15 protein-coding genes and 2 tRNA genes are annotated in these 16,104 nt (G+C 62.7%); 9 read left to right on the top strand and 8 right to left on the bottom strand.

From position 1 onward, the window contains the following. Nucleotides 1-233: 233 nt before the first annotated feature. The 5 genes from A2I95_RS18530 to A2I95_RS18510 all read right to left on the bottom strand — a co-directional run bounded on the left by A2I95_RS18530 (nt 234) and on the right by A2I95_RS18510 (nt 2,303). Nucleotides 234-309 (bottom strand) — tRNA-Val (locus tag A2I95_RS18530). 75 nt (nt 310-384) lie between these two features. Further along, the gene (locus A2I95_RS18525) at nt 385-954 is read right to left on the bottom strand and encodes a histidine phosphatase family protein (protein ID WP_291731973.1); all 570 of its coding nucleotides are present in this window, start codon (nt 952-954) and stop codon (nt 385-387) included. Nucleotides 955-1,069: 115 nt separating this feature from the next. Beyond that, nucleotides 1,070-1,144 (bottom strand) — tRNA-Val (locus A2I95_RS18520). Between the two features lie 13 nt (nt 1,145-1,157). Then, nucleotides 1,158-1,604: an HU family DNA-binding protein gene (locus A2I95_RS18515; protein WP_291731970.1), complete on the bottom strand. Its 447-nt coding sequence runs from the start codon at nt 1,602-1,604 to the stop codon at nt 1,158-1,160. A 243-nt stretch (nt 1,605-1,847) separates the two neighbouring features. Continuing rightward, entirely contained in the window at nt 1,848-2,303 is a 456-nt protein-coding gene (locus tag A2I95_RS18510) for an Lrp/AsnC family transcriptional regulator (protein ID WP_291731969.1), read from the bottom strand. A 132-nt stretch (nt 2,304-2,435) separates the two neighbouring features. Between A2I95_RS18510 and A2I95_RS18505 the strand changes: the two genes are divergently transcribed. Beyond that, entirely contained in the window at nt 2,436-3,491 is a 1,056-nt protein-coding gene (locus A2I95_RS18505; RefSeq protein WP_291731967.1) for a Glu/Leu/Phe/Val dehydrogenase dimerization domain-containing protein, read from the top strand. 350 nt (nt 3,492-3,841) lie between these two features. On the opposite strand, the gene lon is transcribed toward A2I95_RS18505, so the two are convergent. Then, the gene (lon, locus tag A2I95_RS18500; protein ID WP_291731964.1) at nt 3,842-6,253 is read right to left on the bottom strand and encodes an endopeptidase La; all 2,412 of its coding nucleotides are present in this window, start codon (nt 6,251-6,253) and stop codon (nt 3,842-3,844) included. A gap of 442 nt (nt 6,254-6,695) precedes the next feature. Here lon and rsgA point away from each other — a divergent pair, with 442 nt between their 5' ends. Beyond that, complete coding sequence (gene rsgA, locus A2I95_RS18495; RefSeq protein WP_291731963.1) at nt 6,696-7,763, top strand: ribosome small subunit-dependent GTPase A; 1,068 nt, start codon at nt 6,696-6,698, stop codon at nt 7,761-7,763. 56 nt (nt 7,764-7,819) lie between these two features. Here rsgA and tgt read toward each other — a convergent pair whose 3' ends face one another. Continuing rightward, a complete protein-coding gene (gene tgt, locus A2I95_RS18490) occupies nt 7,820-8,950 on the bottom strand; it encodes a tRNA guanosine(34) transglycosylase Tgt (RefSeq protein ID WP_291731961.1) in 1,131 nt (376 codons plus the stop codon). A 70-nt stretch (nt 8,951-9,020) separates the two neighbouring features. Between tgt and rimK the strand changes: the two genes are divergently transcribed. The 3 genes from rimK (at nt 9,021) to A2I95_RS18475 (ending at nt 11,893) form a co-directional block, all read left to right on the top strand. Beyond that, the gene (rimK, locus tag A2I95_RS18485; RefSeq protein ID WP_291731959.1) at nt 9,021-10,430 is read left to right on the top strand and encodes a 30S ribosomal protein S6--L-glutamate ligase; all 1,410 of its coding nucleotides are present in this window, start codon (nt 9,021-9,023) and stop codon (nt 10,428-10,430) included. A 297-nt stretch (nt 10,431-10,727) separates the two neighbouring features. Beyond that, entirely contained in the window at nt 10,728-11,618 is an 891-nt protein-coding gene (locus A2I95_RS18480) for an SPFH domain-containing protein (RefSeq protein WP_291731957.1), read from the top strand. Further along, on the top strand, nt 11,618-11,893 hold the full coding sequence (locus A2I95_RS18475; protein ID WP_027258518.1) for an NfeD family protein: 276 nt from the start codon (nt 11,618-11,620) through the stop codon (nt 11,891-11,893). Before A2I95_RS18480 ends, A2I95_RS18475 begins: the two co-directional genes overlap by 1 nt. A gap of 80 nt (nt 11,894-11,973) precedes the next feature. Here the strand turns inward: A2I95_RS18475 and A2I95_RS18470 are convergent, their stop codons facing one another. After that, nucleotides 11,974-12,744 (bottom strand): hypothetical protein, encoded by a 771-nt coding sequence (locus A2I95_RS18470; RefSeq protein WP_291731956.1) that lies wholly within the window; start codon nt 12,742-12,744, stop codon nt 11,974-11,976. A gap of 246 nt (nt 12,745-12,990) precedes the next feature. Between A2I95_RS18470 and A2I95_RS18465 the strand changes: the two genes are divergently transcribed. From A2I95_RS18465 to tpiA, 4 genes are all read left to right on the top strand, one after another. Beyond that, nucleotides 12,991-13,353 carry an SUF system Fe-S cluster assembly protein gene (locus A2I95_RS18465; protein ID WP_129371311.1) on the top strand — a complete coding sequence of 121 codons (363 nt, stop codon included), beginning with the start codon at nt 12,991-12,993 and terminating at the stop codon, nt 13,351-13,353. A gap of 104 nt (nt 13,354-13,457) precedes the next feature. Continuing rightward, on the top strand, nt 13,458-14,660 hold the full coding sequence (locus tag A2I95_RS18460) for a glycerophosphodiester phosphodiesterase family protein (protein WP_291731952.1): 1,203 nt from the start codon (nt 13,458-13,460) through the stop codon (nt 14,658-14,660). A 157-nt stretch (nt 14,661-14,817) separates the two neighbouring features. Further along, a complete protein-coding gene (locus A2I95_RS18455; protein WP_291731950.1) occupies nt 14,818-15,177 on the top strand; it encodes an iron-sulfur cluster assembly accessory protein in 360 nt (119 codons plus the stop codon). A gap of 152 nt (nt 15,178-15,329) precedes the next feature. Continuing rightward, complete coding sequence (tpiA, locus tag A2I95_RS18450; RefSeq protein ID WP_291731949.1) at nt 15,330-16,079, top strand: triose-phosphate isomerase; 750 nt, start codon at nt 15,330-15,332, stop codon at nt 16,077-16,079. Nucleotides 16,080-16,104: the final 25 nt, after the last annotated feature.

Raw genomic sequence — 16,104 nt, 5'->3', positions numbered from 1 at the left:
GCCGGTACTCTAACCAACTGAGCTACAACCGCCCGCTGCACGTTCAGCATCGCTGCTGAATGTTGGGCTGTAATATTCCCACCCCTTAGAACCGTCAAGCAGTGTTTTGGCTTTTTCGGGACTTTCCTCCAAAAAAAATGCGGCTTCCCGGTAACCCCCTGAAACAGACATAAAAAAACCCAATGGAAGCGTGCCGAACGGCATCTCATCACGATCAATCTGCAAGGTGGGAATGGTGGGTCGTGAGAGGCTCGAACTCCCGACATCTTCGGTGTAAACGAAGCGCTCTACCAACTGAGCTAACGACCCGGTAAGCGGGGATTTAGACAATGCCGCTGGACAGCGCAAGAGGAAAAAGAAGATTTTTTCGCCTGGCTCGCCGGATCATTCCAAAACAGTTTCCACCCCGTTTTCCAGCACATAAACGCACCCCTGCCCGTTCGGCAGCGCTGCCATCCTGTCGCGGGGCAAGCCGCAGATGATACCGCGCATCACTTGCCCCCAAAGCCCGTGCGCCACAACCACAGACGGCCCGGTCAGCGACTGCATGAAGTCCAGAATACGGCCATGAAAGCTGGCATAGCCTTCGCCGCCCGGGGCCTCGCAAAACAGGTCGAGGTTCCGCGGATTGGTGCTATGGATTTGCGGGTAGCGCTGCGCGACATCCTGCAGCGTCATGCCCTGAAACACTCCGGCAAAAGCTTCCGCCAGGCGCGGGTCGGTCACAAACGGCGCCCCTCTCAAGGCGATATCCGCCGTCTGCTGGGCACGGCCCAGCGGGGACGCATAGCAAGCCGGTTTCTGCTCCAGCACAGGCGCCATCAGGTCGGCCTGCCGGCGGGCATGTTCAATACCCAGCGGTGTCAGAGGTGATTCCAGCTGCCCCTGAATGCGGTGCTCTGCATTCCACTCGGTCTGCCCGTGCCGCAGCAGCCAGATTTTCGGAAATTGCATCACATGCCCCCTGCCCGGTTTTATGGGCAAAGTGGTAACGACATGCCGGCGGCAGCGGAACCCCGGAAACAAGAAAAGGCGCTCAACCTTTTCAGGGAGCGCCTTTTGGAAAGAATGGTGGGTGATAAGAGATTTGAACTCCTGACATCTTCGATGTGAACGAAGCGCTCTACCACTGAGCTAATCACCCGTGAGGCAGGCTTTTACCCGTCCGATGCGGCCTCTGCAAGAGGGTCATTCGAAGAATTTCCGGCTTCTTCTGAATTTTCTGCCGCCTCGCTTTTTGCGACGGCCGGCTGGCGCAGTTTGCATACGAACACTTTGCCGTTGCTGCGCTCCTGGCTGCGGTTGATGCGCAGTTTCCCGAACGGTTTGAGGTTCAATTCACGGCCTTCGGCCACGGCTTGGCCCAGCAGCGCCAGAACTGCCTCCACCACTGGCTTTGCGTCTTTCTTTTTGACACCGGAGCGTTCAACCGCCAGCTCCACCAATTCCTTCTTGTTCAATTCCGGTGCAGCAACAACCGGCGAAGCCGCTGCAACAACCACCGGTTCCGGTGCGGCAGACGCTTCGGCAGACGGATTGACCTCCGGCGCGTCCTGCTGCATCGGCGCGCTCACACCCGCCGCCGTGCCCGTTTCAAATTTCACAGCTGCCGTCGTGGCGGTGGACGCCGTCAGTGTGCCCGCCTTCCGCGCAGGTGCCTTGCCCGCGCCCGATTTGCGCGCGGATGTACTGCTTTTGCTGGTTGCTCTTGCCATTTGTGCCCCATGATCCTGTTATTCACCCTGCATCGGCTTCTCAGCTGCCTCGTGCTGTTGCGCTTGGCGGCCAGGCGTGCGGGCCTGCTCTGTGCAGCCAGCCTAACACAGGCACCCCTTGGCGTGAACCGGTTAGCAGGCCGGCAGGGCATCGCGCTGGATCATGGTGCGCAAGGTGAAACTGGAGCGGGTGTTGCGAATACCCGGCACCCGCATCAGACGGTCCTCCAGAAACCGGTCGAAATCCGGCAGGTCCTCAGCCACCACCCGCAACAGGATATCGCGGGTGCCGGTCATCAGGTAGCACTCCATCACCTGATCGAACCGGCGCACCGCTTTTTCAAAGGCCTGCAGGGCGCCAGCGGATTGCCGCTCCAGCTCCACCGCAACAAAGATCGTGACCGGCAGCCCCATCTTGGCCTGATCCACTCGCGCGGAATAGCCGCTGATCACGCCGCTTTCCTCCAGATTGGCCACCCGGCGCGCGCAGGGCGTTGGCGACAGCCCGACTGCTTCCGACAATTCGGAGATCTTCAGCCGCCCATTGCGCTGAAGCGCAGCCACAATCTTGCGATCAATCAAGTCCATGGAGCTTCCCTCCAATAAAGGCCCATTTCACAGAGCATACCACCAAACATCTCCGTTCCGGCAGGCCTTTTTAGTGAAAACCGGCGCCTGCGCCCTAGTATTATCGGGAAAAGTTTTGGAGGAGCAATCCAGATGACAGTGACTGCCGTCGCATCGACAACCCATGAAGAGATCTACCGCGTCGAAGAGGCCTCCGTGGGCCTCCTGGGCTTCATTGCTGTGCATTCCACCCGGCTGGGCCCGGCAGCCGGCGGCCTGCGCATGCGCCCCTATGCCAGCGAAGAAGAAGCACTGACCGACGTTCAGCGGCTCAGCGAAGGCATGACCTACAAGAACGCCGCAGCGGGACTGACGCTGGGCGGCGGCAAAGCGGTGATCATCGGCGACCCTGCCCGGGACAAATCGCCGGACCTGCTGCGCGCCTTTGCCCGTGCCATCGAAACCCTGGACGGCCGTTACATCACTGCCGAAGACATGGGGATGAGCCCCTCCGACATGGGTGTGCTGGCGGAGGAAACCCGGTTTGTGGCAGGCCTTGCCGATGGTGAATTTGCCAGCGGCGATCCCTCGCCCATCACCGCCCGCGGCATATTCAACGCGATTTGCACCACACGCGCCCACAAGCATGGCCGCCGGGACCTGGCTGGCGTCACCGTTGCGGTGCAGGGCCTCGGCCATGTCGGCTGGTATCTTTGCCAGTTTCTGACAGAGGCCGGCGCCAAGCTGGTTGTGACGGACATCGATGTGGCCCGCGTAGAACAGGCAATTGCCGAATTCGGAGCCAAAGCAGTGCCGCTGGACGAAATCTACGGTGTTGACGCAGATGTGTTTGCTCCCTGCGCCATCGGCGGCATCTTGAATGCCCGGACAATCCCGCAGCTGAAGGCGGACATTGTCGCAGGCGGCGCCAACAACCAGCTTGCCACCGCGGCTGACGCCGCAGGCCTGCACACGCGTGGCATCCTTTATGCTCCCGATTTTGTGGCCAACGGCGGCGGCATCATCAACGTTGCGACCGAAATTCAGCGGATCAAGGACCGCAAGGGATTTGTCGCCGAGAAACTGCAGGCGCTGGACGAGACGATGGCCTCAATCCTGATCCAGGCTGAAGCAGCAGATGTCAGCCCGGCAGAGATGGCCATTGCCACGGTTCAGGCCAGAATGGCAAGTTCCAGCAAAGCGGCCTGACCGGCTATCCCTTCCGGCACCGCGGTGCACTCCCGCACCCGCACGGACCCCGGCCTGCTGCCGGTCTCCAAACGGATTTTGGGCCCGGCGGCCTGCCCCGATGGGGCAGGCCGCGCGCCGCACCCCAGGTGCGGCGCCCCGCCCAACCGAAGCGGAGGCGCATCAGCGCATCCAGCAGCGGGCGGGAGCCCTCCGCCCGCGCCTGAAACCTGTCAGCGCAAGACAGGGAAAGACACGCAGAAACCTGGAATTCATGCCCCGGCAAGAAGGGCCAGAACGGAAGAGAGAACTGAAAAAGGGCGGCCCCGCGGGACCGCCCTTTCTTTTCTTCCATCAGTTGAAGGCCGTGATCAGTGGGCAGTGGCGCCCGCCCCGTCCTCTGAACCTTTCAAAGCCGCCTTGGCGGCCGCTGCTTCCTCGGCTTCCTGGTCCCATTCGATGGGATCCGGCTTGGACACCAGCGCGTGCTCCAGCACCTCGGACACATGGGACACCGGGATGATTTCCAGCCCTTCTTTCACATTATCCGGAATTTCCGGCAGGTCCTTTTCGTTCTCCTGCGGAATCAGCACGGTCTTGATGCCGCCGCGCAGTGCCGCCAGCAGCTTTTCCTTGAGGCCGCCAATGGCGCTGGCATTGCCGCGCAGGGTGACTTCTCCGGTCATCGCAATGTCCTTGCGCACCGGGATGCCGGTCAGCACCGACACAATCGCGGTGACCATCGCCAGGCCGGCACTTGGGCCGTCCTTGGGCGTCGCGCCGTCGGGCACATGCACATGGATGTCCAGCTTGTCGAAGGACGGCGGCTTGACGCCGATCTGCGGGCTGACCGAGCGCACATAAGAAGACGCTGCCTCGATCGACTCCTTCATCACGTCGCCCAGCTTGCCGGTTGTCTTCATCCGGCCCTTGCCCGGCAGGCGCAGCGCCTCGATGCTCAGCAGCTCACCGCCAACCGACGTATAGGCGAGACCCGTGACCACACCGACCTGATCTTCCATCTCGGCCAGGCCGTAACGGAACTTCTTGACCCCCAGGAAATCATCCAGATTGTCCGCCGTGACAGTCACGCTGTCGGCCTCTTTCTTGACGATCTTAGTCAGCGACTTGCGCGCCACTTTGGCGATCTCGCGTTCCAGGTTCCGCACCCCTGCCTCGCGGGTATAAGTGCGGATCATTTCGGTCACCGCGTCCTCGGTCAGCTCGAACTCCTTGGCCTTCAGGCCATGGTTCTTCACCTGTTTGGAAATCAGGTGCTGCTTGGCGATCTCGCGCTTTTCGTCCTCGGTGTAGCCCGACAGCGGAATGATCTCCATCCGGTCCAGAAGCGGCCCAGGCATGTTGTAACTGTTCGAGGTGGTCAGGAACATCACGTTCGACAGATCGTATTCCACCTCCAGGTAGTGATCCATAAAGGTGTTGTTCTGTTCCGGATCCAGCACCTCCAGCATCGCCGAGGCTGGGTCGCCTCGGAAATCCTGGCCCATCTTGTCGATTTCATCGAGCAGGATAAGCGGGTTGGTGGTTTTGGCCTTTTTCAGCGCTTGGATGATCTTACCCGGCATCGAGCCGATGTAGGTGCGGCGGTGGCCGCGGATCTCGGACTCGTCGCGCACGCCGCCCAGCGAAATGCGGATGAACTCGCGCCCCGTTGCCTTGGCAACGGATTTGCCCAGTGAAGTCTTACCCACCCCCGGAGGGCCGACAAGGCACAGGATCGGCCCCTTCAGCTTGACCGAGCGCTGCTGCACCGCCAGATATTCGACGATCCGCTCCTTGACCTTCTCCAGCCCATAGTGATCCGCATCCAGGATCTCCTGCGCCTTGTTCAGGTCTTTCTTGACGCGGGACTTGTTGCCCCACGGGATCGACAGCATCCAGTCCAGATAGTTGCGCACAACGGTGGCTTCGGCCGACATCGGCGACATGTTCTTGAGCTTTTTCAGCTCCGCATCCGCCTTCTCGCGCGCCTCTTTCGACAGTTTGGTGGCGGCGATCTTCTCTTCCAGCTCGGCGATTTCGCCTGCGCCTTCCTCGCCGTCGCCCAGTTCCTTCTGAATGGCCTTCATCTGCTCATTCAGGTAATATTCGCGCTGGGTCTTCTCCATCTGCGATTTGACGCGGGTCTTGATCTTTTTCTCGACCTGCAGGACCGACATTTCGCCCTGCATCAGGCCATAGACCTTCTCCAGCCGCTCGCTGATCGACAGCGTTTCCAGCAGTTCCTGCTTGCGGTCCACCTCAATACCCAGGTGGCCGGCGACCAGATCGGCCAGCTTGGCCGGTTCTGCGGTTTCGCCCACCGCGGACAGCGCCTCTTCGGGGATGTTCTTGCGCACCTTGGCGTAACGCTCAAACTCATCCCCCACGGTGCGCACCAGCGCTTCGGTGGTGGTAACGTCACCGGGCATTTCCGGCAGTTCTTCGGCCTTGGCCTCAAAGAAATTGTCGTTTTCCAGGAATTCGGTGATCTTCACACGCGCCTGCCCCTCGACCAGCACCTTGACGGTGCCGTCGGGCAGTTTCAGCAGCTGCAGCACATTGGCCAGCACGCCCACGGAATAGATGCTATCGGTTTCGGGATCGTCCTCGGAGGGGTCGATCTGGCTCGACAGCAGGATCTGCTTGTCGTCTGCCATCACCTCTTCCAGGGCGCGCACCGATTTTTCCCGTCCCACGAACAGCGGCACGATCATGTGGGGGAAGACCACGATGTCGCGCAGCGGCAGGACTGGGTAGGAGGAATTGAGTGGCTCTTGCATACTCGGTCCTTTGGTTTGGCAAGACGGCCCGGCCCCGGTATCCGGCAGCACTTGGCCCGTCTCCTCTTTGGATGTCTTTATCTGGGGGGATGGTTAACAATTTTCAACCGGCCCGCCGCAAGGTCGCGCCCACATTGCCCGCAGCGCGCCCGGACCACAAGGGCGCAAATGGGGAAAGGGTGAGCAAAGCCCTAACAGGCCCGCCGCGGCCCGTGATACCGCCCGGCAGCGGGCGGGAATCCAGCACCTTGATCACCTTGCTGCCGGCGTCTAAACTGCCTGTGAAAACCGGAGATTGTATGACCTGAGTCATCCGGGCCCGCGGCATGCCGGTCCACACCAAACGCAAAAACCTTCAGCCCCGCAGTTTGCGGGCCGGTTATGTTTGGCCGCATTTCATTCTGCCACGCCCGTTAAACGGGCTCTCCGAGAGTTTTAAGACATGAACCGCAGAAAACTTCCCGGCTTTCTGGACACCCCCGTACGTCCGCAGGTCCCTTCCGGCCTGAGCGAACTGGGTTTCAAACCCTTTTTCCAACGCCAAATGGCGGATGCTGCCGACGGCGCCGCCCCGGCCCGCATCACCGCCATTCACCGCAGCCAGTTCGACCTCATCAGCGCGGAAGGCCCCCGCAGCTGCCCGGCCATTGACGGCGCCGCGGTCGGGGACTGGCTGCTTCTTGACCCTGAAACGGGGCATAGCACGGCCATTCTGGATCGGGCCTCGTTGTTCAAACGGCGCGCGCCCGGCACCGGACGCGACACCCAGCTGATCGCCGCCAATATCGACACCCTGTTTATCGTCACCTCCTGCAACCACGACTTCAACATCGCCCGGCTGGAACGCTTTCTGGCGCTGGCGAACGAGGCCGGTGCAACCCCGGTGATCATTCTGACCAAGGCCGACCTTGCGGATGATCCGGACAGCTACCGCCTGCAGGCCCAATCCCTGCAGCCCGGTCTGGTGGCCGAAACCATCGACGCCACCAACCCGGCAGAGGTGGATCGCTTGCGCGTCTGGTGCGGGCTGGGGGAAACGGTGGCACTGGCCGGCTCTTCAGGTGTCGGCAAGTCCACGCTGGCAAACACGCTGGCCGGCGGCGGGCTGATGCAAACCGGCGCCATCCGCGAAGATGACAGCAAAGGCCGCCACACGACCTCGCACCGGCAAATGCTGCGGCTGCCCCGGGCCGGCTGGCTGATCGACACCCCCGGCATGCGCGAGCTGCAGATTTCAGACGCGCAGGAGGGTATTGATATGGTGTTTCAGGACCTGACGGACATCGCGGCGCACTGCCGGTTCCGGGACTGCCAGCACGAAAGCGAACCGGGCTGCGCCATTCAAACCGCAATCGGGGACGGGCAGCTTGACCCGGCCCGGGTGGCACGCTGGAAAAAGCTGCGAACCGAAGACGCCTTTAACGCGCAGTCCCTGGCGGAACGCCGCGCCGCCGGAAAGGCTCTTGGCAAGGTGATCAAACAGGCCAAGCGCATCAAGCGGAAAAAATAGGGCCATGGCCTGAGCCCGCCCCTGGCGCAGCAACGCCGGGGGCACCCCGCAACCCTTTACAGCGGCTCGATATCGCCTTGCGCGCGGGTCTCGTGGAAATCCTTCTGCCAGGCCTCAAAGGTGCCTGCCGCAATCGCATCCCGCATGCCTCCCATGATCTCCTGGAAATAATGCAGGTTGTGCCAGGTCAGCAGCATCCCCGAAATCATCTCGTTCGAGCGGAACACATGGTGCAGATAGGCCCGTGAATAACTGGAACAGGCCGGGCAGGAACAGCCCTCATCCAGCGGCCGCGGGTCGTCCTGATGGCGGGCGTTCTTGATATTCACCACACCATAACGGGTAAACGCCTGGCCGGTGCGGCCCGACCGCGACGGCAGCACGCAGTCCATCATGTCGATCCCGCGCGCCACCGCGCCGACGATGTCGTCGGGCTTGCCTACACCCATCAGATAGCGCGGCTTGTCCTCGGGCAGAAAACCGGGGGCGTAATCAAGGCAACCGAACATCGCCTCCTGCCCCTCGCCTACGGCCAGACCGCCAACGGCATAGCCCTCGAACCCGATCTTCTTCAGCGCCTCGGCGCTTTCTTCGCGCAGATCCTGTTCCAGCCCGCCCTGCATGATCCCGAACAACGCATGGCCGGGACGGTCGCCAAAGGCGTCGCGCGACCGCTCTGCCCAGCGCATCGACAGCTGCATCGATTCCGCAATCCGCTCCCGGTCCGCAGGCAGCGCCGGGCATTCGTCGAAACACATCACGATGTCCGACCCCAGCAGGCGCTGGATCTCCATCGAGCGTTCCGGCGTCAGCTCATGCTTGGAGCCGTCAATGTGGCTTTTGAAGGTCACCCCCTTCTCGGTCAGCTTGCGCAGCCCTGCCAGCGACATCACCTGAAACCCGCCGCTGTCGGTCAGAATAGGCCGCTCCCAGTTCATGAACTTGTGCAAGCCCCCCAACCGGTCGATGCGTTCCGCCGTCGGCCGCAGCATCAGGTGGTAGGTGTTGCCCAGCAGGATATCGGCCCCGGTCGCGCGCACGCTTTCCGGCAGCATCGCCTTGACCGTCGCGGCAGTGCCAACCGGCATGAAGGCGGGCGTGCGGATCTCGCCGCGCGGGGTATTGATGACACCCGTGCGCGCCTTGCCGTCGGTTGCCTTCAGTTCAAAGTTGAAAAGCTCTGCCATCTTCTGTTCCTGCCGTTACAATCAAACCGGCACCCCGGTGATTCACCCCTAATGCCAAGGAGCCCACTCCATGTCCACAGCCGACACCGCGCCGCAACTGAAACTCGGCTGGGAAGAATGGGTCAGCCTGCCCGGCCTTGGCCTGCCCGCCCTGCGCGTCAAGGTCGACACCGGCGCCCGCACCTCTTCGCTGCACGCCACCGGCATTGAAACCTTTGGCCCGGCAAGCGCCCCCAAGGTGCGCTTTATGGTGCATCCCATCCCCGGACAGTACGATCTGGAAATCCCCTGCTCCGCACTGATCAAGGACCGGCGCGAAGTGACCTCCTCCAACGGCGAAAGCGAGATGCGCTTTGTGATCGAAACCCCGATGGAGATTTCAGGCCAGTCCTGGCCGGTGGAGCTGACGCTGACCGACCGGCGCGGCATGGCCAAACACATGCTGCTGGGCCGCCAGGCGCTGACCGAGAACGTGACGGTGGTGCCGGGCGAACGCCTGTGCCAGCCGGAATTGGATTATTCGGTCTACGCCTCTGCCAATATCCGCAAGTCCGCCCCCAAACGCTCCCTGCGCATTGCCGTGCTCAGCCGCGAGGACAACTATTCCACCCGCCGCCTGGTGGAAGAGGGCGAAAACCGCGGCCACACGGTGGAGGTGATCAACACCACCCGCTGCTACATGGCGCTGAATGCGCTGGCGCCCGAGGTCCATTACGACGGCAAGCGCCTGCCCCGCTACGACGCGGTGATCCCGCGCATCGGCGCCTCCGTCACCCAATACGGCACCGCCCTGCTGCGCCAGTTCGAAACCGTGGGCACCTATTGCATCAACGGCGCCGAAGGCATCACCGCCAGCCGTGACAAGCTGCACGCGCATCAGATCCTCGCCCGCCACAAGATCGGCATGCCCGCCACCGCCTTTGCCGCCTCGCCCAAGGACACCGGCAGCCTGATCCAGATCGTCGGCGGCGCGCCGCTGATCGTGAAACTGCTGGAAAGCACCCAGGGCAAGGGCGTGGTGCTGGCCGAAACCACAAAGGCTGCCGAAAGCGTGATCACCGCCTTCCGCGGGCTCAAGGCCAACTTTCTGGTGCAGCAATTTGTCAAGGAAGCCGCAGGCGTGGATATCCGCTGCCTGGTGGTCGGCTCCAAAGTCGTGGCGGCGATGAAACGGTCGGGGGCCGAGGGCGACTTCCGCTCCAACCTGCACTTGGGCGGCAGCGCCGAAATGGTGCGCATCAGCAAGGAAGAACGCTCCACCGCGGTCCGCGCCGCCCGTGCCTTTGGCCTCAACGTGGCGGGCGTGGATCTGTTGCGGTCGGAAGCCGGACCCAAGGTGCTGGAGGTCAATTCCTCCCCGGGCCTGGAGGGAATTGAAAAAACCTCCTCCAAGAACATCGCCGCGCTGATCTATGCCGAAATCGAAGACCGGGTCCGCCCCGCCCCGATGCGGCGGCTCAAATCCGGCCCCGCCGCCTGAACCGGCACGGCAGCCCTGCTTTCAGGGCTTGCCAGCCGCCCTCGCTCACGCCCATACAAGTCTTGAAAACCGCCGCCGCAAAACACATTTGCATACCATTGCACACAACAGGGCGTTCCGTTGAACAAAGCCAAATCACCCGGTGAGTTATCCAGTGAATTACCCAGCGGTCCGCCCAGTAACTTTGCCGGTGAATTGACTGATGAGTTACCGTCGCTCAGCCGGCCGCAGACCCCGGCCACGCCCGCCCAGTCCGGCGAACCAGCCGCCGCCGCAGAACAACCAAAGGAATTTTTGATGAACGAAGACCTGATTCTGGACCTCCTATCCAGCAACCTGCTGTATTTGCTGGGTGCGGTGCTGCTGATCATCGTGGTGCTGAAGGGGGTGCGCATCGTGCCGCAGTCCGAAAAATACGTGATCGAACGGTTCGGCCGCCTGCATTCGGTGCTGGGGCCGGGCATCAACTTCATCGTGCCGTTCCTGGATGTGGCGCGCCACAAGGTTTCGATCCTGGAACGCCAGCTCCCGAATGCCACCCAGGACGCGATCACCAAGGACAACGTGCTGGTGCAGATCGACACATCGGTGTTCTACCGCATTCTGGAACCGGAAAAGACCGTCTACCGGATCCGCGACGTGGACGGCGCCATTGCCACCACTGTGGCCGGCATCGTGCGGGCTGAGATCGGCAAGATGGATCTGGACGAGGTGCAATCGAACCGCTCGCAGCTGATCGGGCAAATCCAGCATTCGGTCGAAAGCGCCGTCGATGACTGGGGCATCGAGGTGACCCGCGCCGAGATCCTGGATGTGAATCTGGACCAGGCCACCCGCGACGCGATGCTGCAGCAGCTGAACGCCGAACGCGCCCGCCGCGCCCAGGTGACCGAGGCCGAAGGCGCGAAACGCGCCGTCGAGCTGAACGCCGACGCCGAGCTTTATGCCGCCGAACAGACCGCCAAGGCCCGCCGCATCCAGGCCGAGGCTGAGGCCTATGCCACCGAAGTTGTGGCCAAGGCGATCCGCGAAAACGGTATCGAGGCAGCGCAGTATCAGGTCGCGCTGAAACAGGTGGAATCGCTGCACGCGCTCGGCAAGGGCGCGGGCAATCAGACCATCCTGGTCCCGGCCCACGCGCTGGAGGCCTTTGGCAACGCCTTCAACCTGCTGAAAGGGGGCAAATGATGGACATGCCGTTCTGGGCCTTGTGGTGGGTGTGGGGCGCCGCGGCGCTGGTGCTGGCCATACTGGAGGTTCTGGCGCCCGGCTTTGTCTTTCTCGGCTTTGCCATCGGCGCCGCTGCCGTCAGCCTGCTGCTGCTGGCCGGCGCCGGTCTCAGCCTGCCGCCGCTGTTGCTGATCTTTGCTGTGCTGTCTCTGGCCGCATGGCTGGTGATGCGCCGCTTTTTTGCCCTGCCCAAGGGCCAGGTGAAGACCTTCAACCACGACATCAACGACTGACAACACTGACTGACAGCAGGCCGGGCTGCGCATCACCGCGGCCCGGCCCATGCAGTACGTCCCATGCGGTACGGCTGGCGTCAGAACCTGAAGCCCACCCCCGCAAGCAGCCCGTGCGTCACCGCATCATGGCGGAAAAAGCTGTCTGTGCCGCGGACGCCATCCTGATACTCCACCCCCAGCCCGCGGTACATCACGTAGATCGAGGCCCGCTCCCAGCGGTCGTAAATCATCCCGCCCATGGCTGACCAGCTTTGATCCGACCCGGCGCCAAAGCCGCCGATATCGCCCTCCAGGGAAACACTGAACCGCGGCGACAGGCGCCGCTCCCAGCGCAGCCCCGCAATCGGGTCGGTCCATGCGCCGCCGCGCCGCACCGCGCCGCCCGGCAGATTTGCCGTCACATCCACATCCCAATGACGCAGCCCGCCAAAGACCTCAAACCGGTCCCGCCCCTGGCCGAAGCTGTAGGTCACCACCGCTTCCGCCATGTTCTGGTCATAGGCTGCAGCCACCACGCCCGCAGCGCTTTGCGCTGTGCGGTCCGAATCCATCACCGCATAGCGCAACCGAAAACCGAAACGGCTGCTGTGGCGCCCCTCGAACGCAAGCATCCCGCCGGCCTGCAGCTGATCGAAAACATCGCCCGCATCAATCGACAGACCGCCGCCTGCCTGCCCCAGCTCGGTTGTGCCCTCTACCGACGGCGCCAGCACAAAGGGCGTCAACTGCCAGCGCCACGCCCCCTGCGCCCGGGCATCGCCGGCCGTGCCGCCTGCAGCCAGGCAACTGCCCGCCAGCACAAGGGCGGCGGAATTCACGCATCTGCGGGTCGCAGTTTTCCCTGGCATGGCCTCTCTCCGCTCCTGCCCGCACGCAGCAGCCCCGTGGCCGGACACCGGCGCACGGCCCGCATCCTTCGGGCAGCGTTTACGAAATCATCGTGGGGGAACCACAATTTAGCGCGCTCACCCCATCAAATCAAATTTTCACGAAGGAGTGAGTAACAGAACATTCCCGCTGCAGTGTGCGCCGCCTCTGGACGCCGGGCCGTACATTCCCTATATAAATCGTCGGAATATCAGACCGGAATCCTCATGACCAACCCTTCCGAACCGCTTGAAGGCGCACCGCTGATCGCGCCCTCCTCCGTCAGCCACCCGCTGTATGAGGCCGTGACCGACGCCTGCCGCTCCGTCTATGACCCGGAAATCCCGGTGAACATCTACGAGCTGGGGCTGATCTACACGATCGACATCAACGACGAGAACGACGTCAGGATCATCATGACGCTGACAGCACCTGGCTGCCCTGTCGCGGGCGAGATGCCGGGCTGGCTCGTCGACGCCATTTCGCCGGTGCCGGGGGTGAAAACCGTTGACGTCGAACTCACCTGGGAACCGCCCTGGGGCATGGAGATGATGTCCGACGAGGCCCGCCTGGAACTGGGCTTCATGTAAGCCCGCGCACCCTGTACCCGGATCCGGCCTCTGCACCTGCGGGGGCCTTTTCATTTTCCGGCCCGCGGGCCTAAGGTGCGGCAACCCTAGACCTGGAGCCGCCCATGCGCCTTGCCCTGCTGTCCGCAGCCCTGCTGCTGCTTCCCGCCCCCGGCACTGCGGACCCTCCGGCGCTCAGCTACGGCCCGCGCCCGGCCTATCTGATCAGCCAACTGCCCGAAGGTGCGCTCAAGGACAGGCTGCAGGCCTGCGCAGGCCAGACCCCCGCGCGCACGGATTTCTCCATCGGCCATCGCGGCGCGCCGCTGATGTTCCCCGAACACACCGCCGAAGGATACCAGGCCGCCGCCGCCATGGGCGCGGGCATTCTGGAATGCGACGTCACCTTCACCCGCGATCTGGAACTGGTCTGCCGCCATGCGCAAAACGACCTGCACCGGACAACGGACATCCTGACCTCACCGCTGGCGGACCGTTGCTTCCAGCCTTTCACCCCAGCGGCTGGCGCAACGCCTGCAAGTGCCGAGTGCCGCAGCTCCGATCTGACGCTGGACGAATTCCGTAGCCTGCGCCCGAAAATGGACAGCGCCAACCCCTTTGCCGCCACGCCGCAGGACTATCAGGGCGGCCTCCCCTCGTGGCGCAGCACGCTCTACTCCGGCAACGCCCGGCTTCTGACCCATGCGGACTCAATCGCCCTGTTCCAAAGTCTCGGCGCAAAATTCATGCCCGAGCTGAAGGCCCCCGCAGTCCCGATGCCTTTCAACGGCTTCACGCAACAGGATTTCGCACAGAAACTGATCGATGATTATAAATCCGCCGGCATCCCGCCTGCTGACGTCTGGGTGCAAAGCTTCAGCCTGGACGATATCCTCTATTGGATCGAACACGAACCGGAGTTCGGCCGCCAAGCAGTGCTGCTCGACAGCAGCTACCGGCAGGAGGGCTTCGACCACATGATTCCGGCCACATTCCCCTATGACTTCGCCGCGCTGAAGGCGCAGGGCGTCACCTACCTGGCGCCGCCCCTTTGGATGCTGGTGACAGTGCAGGACGGCCGGATTATCCCCTCCGCCTATGCCACCGCCGCCAGATCCGCCGGGCTCAAACTGATCACCTGGACTCTGGAACGCTCCGGCCCGCTGCAAGGCGGCGAATGGTACTTTCAGTCCCTCGCAGATCTCTCCCCCGGCGACGGCATGTATTACCAATTGCTGGACGTTCTGGCACAGGACGCAGGTGTCCAAGGCGTTTTCTCCGACTGGCCCGCCACCGTCACCTACTATGCAAACTGCATGGGGCTGTGACACCATCGGCCCGCGAACGGCGGCAGCGCAGGTTTCAGGCCGCTCCGGCCATAAAAATCCGCATACAGAATGCATGTTACCTGCCTGTCTGGACGTTTGCGGGGTTGAGCCGCGGCAGCACCAGCCCTAGATAGGGACTAAGTGTAAGGAGAAACCCATGTTCGGCATTCCCGGCAAACAGGCTGTCACCATGACGCCCAAAGCGGCAGCGCAGATCGCCAGGCTGATGGCCAAGGACGGCCACGCCGGCCTGCGCATCGGCGTCAAGAAAGGCGGCTGTGCAGGCATGGAATACACCATGGAATACGTCAACGAGCCTTCGGCCAACGATGAAGTGGTGGAACAGGACGGCGCCCGCATCCTGATCGCACCGATGGCGCAGATGTTCCTGTTCGGCACCGAGATCGACTATGAGGTGACGCTGCTGGAAAGCGGTTTCAAGTTCAACAACCCCAATGTCGCGGATGCCTGCGGCTGCGGCGAGTCGATCAGTTTCAAGGAACTGCCCGGCACCTGATCCGGCGCACCAGGAAAGAATACACCGGGCGGGGCATTCCCCGTCCTTTTTGTTGCCTGCCCTCTTCCGGCCAAAGCTTTCAAGCGAATTGCACCGCTCTGCAGCCGGTGCTACCAGTCACGTCCAAACAGGACACTCGGAGGCATATCCCCATGCGGCGGAAACTGGCAGCAGGCAATTGGAAGATGAACGGCACCGGCGCAAGCCTGACGGAACTGGCAGCCTTGGCCGAAAGCCATGCAAGCCCGGCCGCGGACATCCTGATCTGCCCGCCCGCAAGCCTGTTGTCGCGCGCTGCGGACACCGCCAAAGGCAGCGCCATTGCCATCGGCGGCCAGGATTGCCACGCAAACGCCTCCGGCGCCCATACCGGCGATCTGTCAGCGGCGATGCTCCAGGACGCCGGCGCCTCCGCCGTGATCCTCGGCCACTCCGAACGCCGCGCCGGTCACGGCGAAACTGACGCCCAAATCTGCGCCAAAGCCGAAGCCGCCCTCGCAGAAGGCCTAACCGCTGTGATCTGCATCGGTGAAACCCTGTCCGAGCGCGAAGGCGGCGACACGCTGAAGGTGGTTGGCGCTCAGCTTGCAGGTTCCGTCCCGGCCTCTGCCGCTGGCGAAAACACTGTTGTGGCATACGAACCGGTCTGGGCCATCGGCACCGGCAAAGTGCCGACGCTGGAGCAAATTGCCGAAGTGCACAATTTCCTGCGCACCGAACTCACCGCACGTTTCGGGGCAGAGACCGCAGAGGCCATCCGCCTGCTCTACGGCGGCTCGGTCAAACCATCGAACGCGGGTGAAATCTTTGCCGTCTCCAACGTCGACGGCGCGCTTGTGGGCGGCGCCAGTCTGAAGGCCGCAGATTTCTCCCCGATCATCGCCGCGCTTGAGGCCGCCTGAGCCAAGAAAATTCGAATTTTCTTGG

The sequence above is a fragment of the Leisingera sp. F5 genome (assembly GCF_001593695.1).
Note: the sequence above shows the minus strand (reverse complement) of the source record. Positions and strands in the feature narration are given on the sequence as shown.

Excerpts from the sequence above, each read along its gene's own strand:
- rsgA (WP_291731963.1), top strand. The coding sequence starts at position 6,696 with ATGAACCGCAGAAAACTTCCCGGCTTTCTGGACACCCCCGTACGTCCG.
- A2I95_RS18505 (WP_291731967.1), top strand. The coding sequence starts at position 2,436 with ATGACAGTGACTGCCGTCGCATCGACAACCCATGAAGAGATCTACCGC.
- tpiA (WP_291731949.1), top strand. The coding sequence starts at position 15,330 with ATGCGGCGGAAACTGGCAGCAGGCAATTGGAAGATGAACGGCACCGGC.
- A2I95_RS18460 (WP_291731952.1), top strand. The coding sequence starts at position 13,458 with ATGCGCCTTGCCCTGCTGTCCGCAGCCCTGCTGCTGCTTCCCGCCCCC.
- A2I95_RS18470 (WP_291731956.1), bottom strand. The coding sequence starts at position 12,744 with ATGCCAGGGAAAACTGCGACCCGCAGATGCGTGAATTCCGCCGCCCTT.
- A2I95_RS18480 (WP_291731957.1), top strand. The coding sequence starts at position 10,728 with ATGAACGAAGACCTGATTCTGGACCTCCTATCCAGCAACCTGCTGTAT.
- A2I95_RS18455 (WP_291731950.1), top strand. The coding sequence starts at position 14,818 with ATGTTCGGCATTCCCGGCAAACAGGCTGTCACCATGACGCCCAAAGCG.
- lon (WP_291731964.1), bottom strand. The coding sequence starts at position 6,253 with ATGCAAGAGCCACTCAATTCCTCCTACCCAGTCCTGCCGCTGCGCGAC.
- tgt (WP_291731961.1), bottom strand. The coding sequence starts at position 8,950 with ATGGCAGAGCTTTTCAACTTTGAACTGAAGGCAACCGACGGCAAGGCG.
- A2I95_RS18475 (WP_027258518.1), top strand. The coding sequence starts at position 11,618 with ATGGACATGCCGTTCTGGGCCTTGTGGTGGGTGTGGGGCGCCGCGGCG.
- rimK (WP_291731959.1), top strand. The coding sequence starts at position 9,021 with ATGTCCACAGCCGACACCGCGCCGCAACTGAAACTCGGCTGGGAAGAA.
- A2I95_RS18525 (WP_291731973.1), bottom strand. The coding sequence starts at position 954 with ATGCAATTTCCGAAAATCTGGCTGCTGCGGCACGGGCAGACCGAGTGG.
- A2I95_RS18465 (WP_129371311.1), top strand. The coding sequence starts at position 12,991 with ATGACCAACCCTTCCGAACCGCTTGAAGGCGCACCGCTGATCGCGCCC.
- A2I95_RS18510 (WP_291731969.1), bottom strand. The coding sequence starts at position 2,303 with ATGGACTTGATTGATCGCAAGATTGTGGCTGCGCTTCAGCGCAATGGG.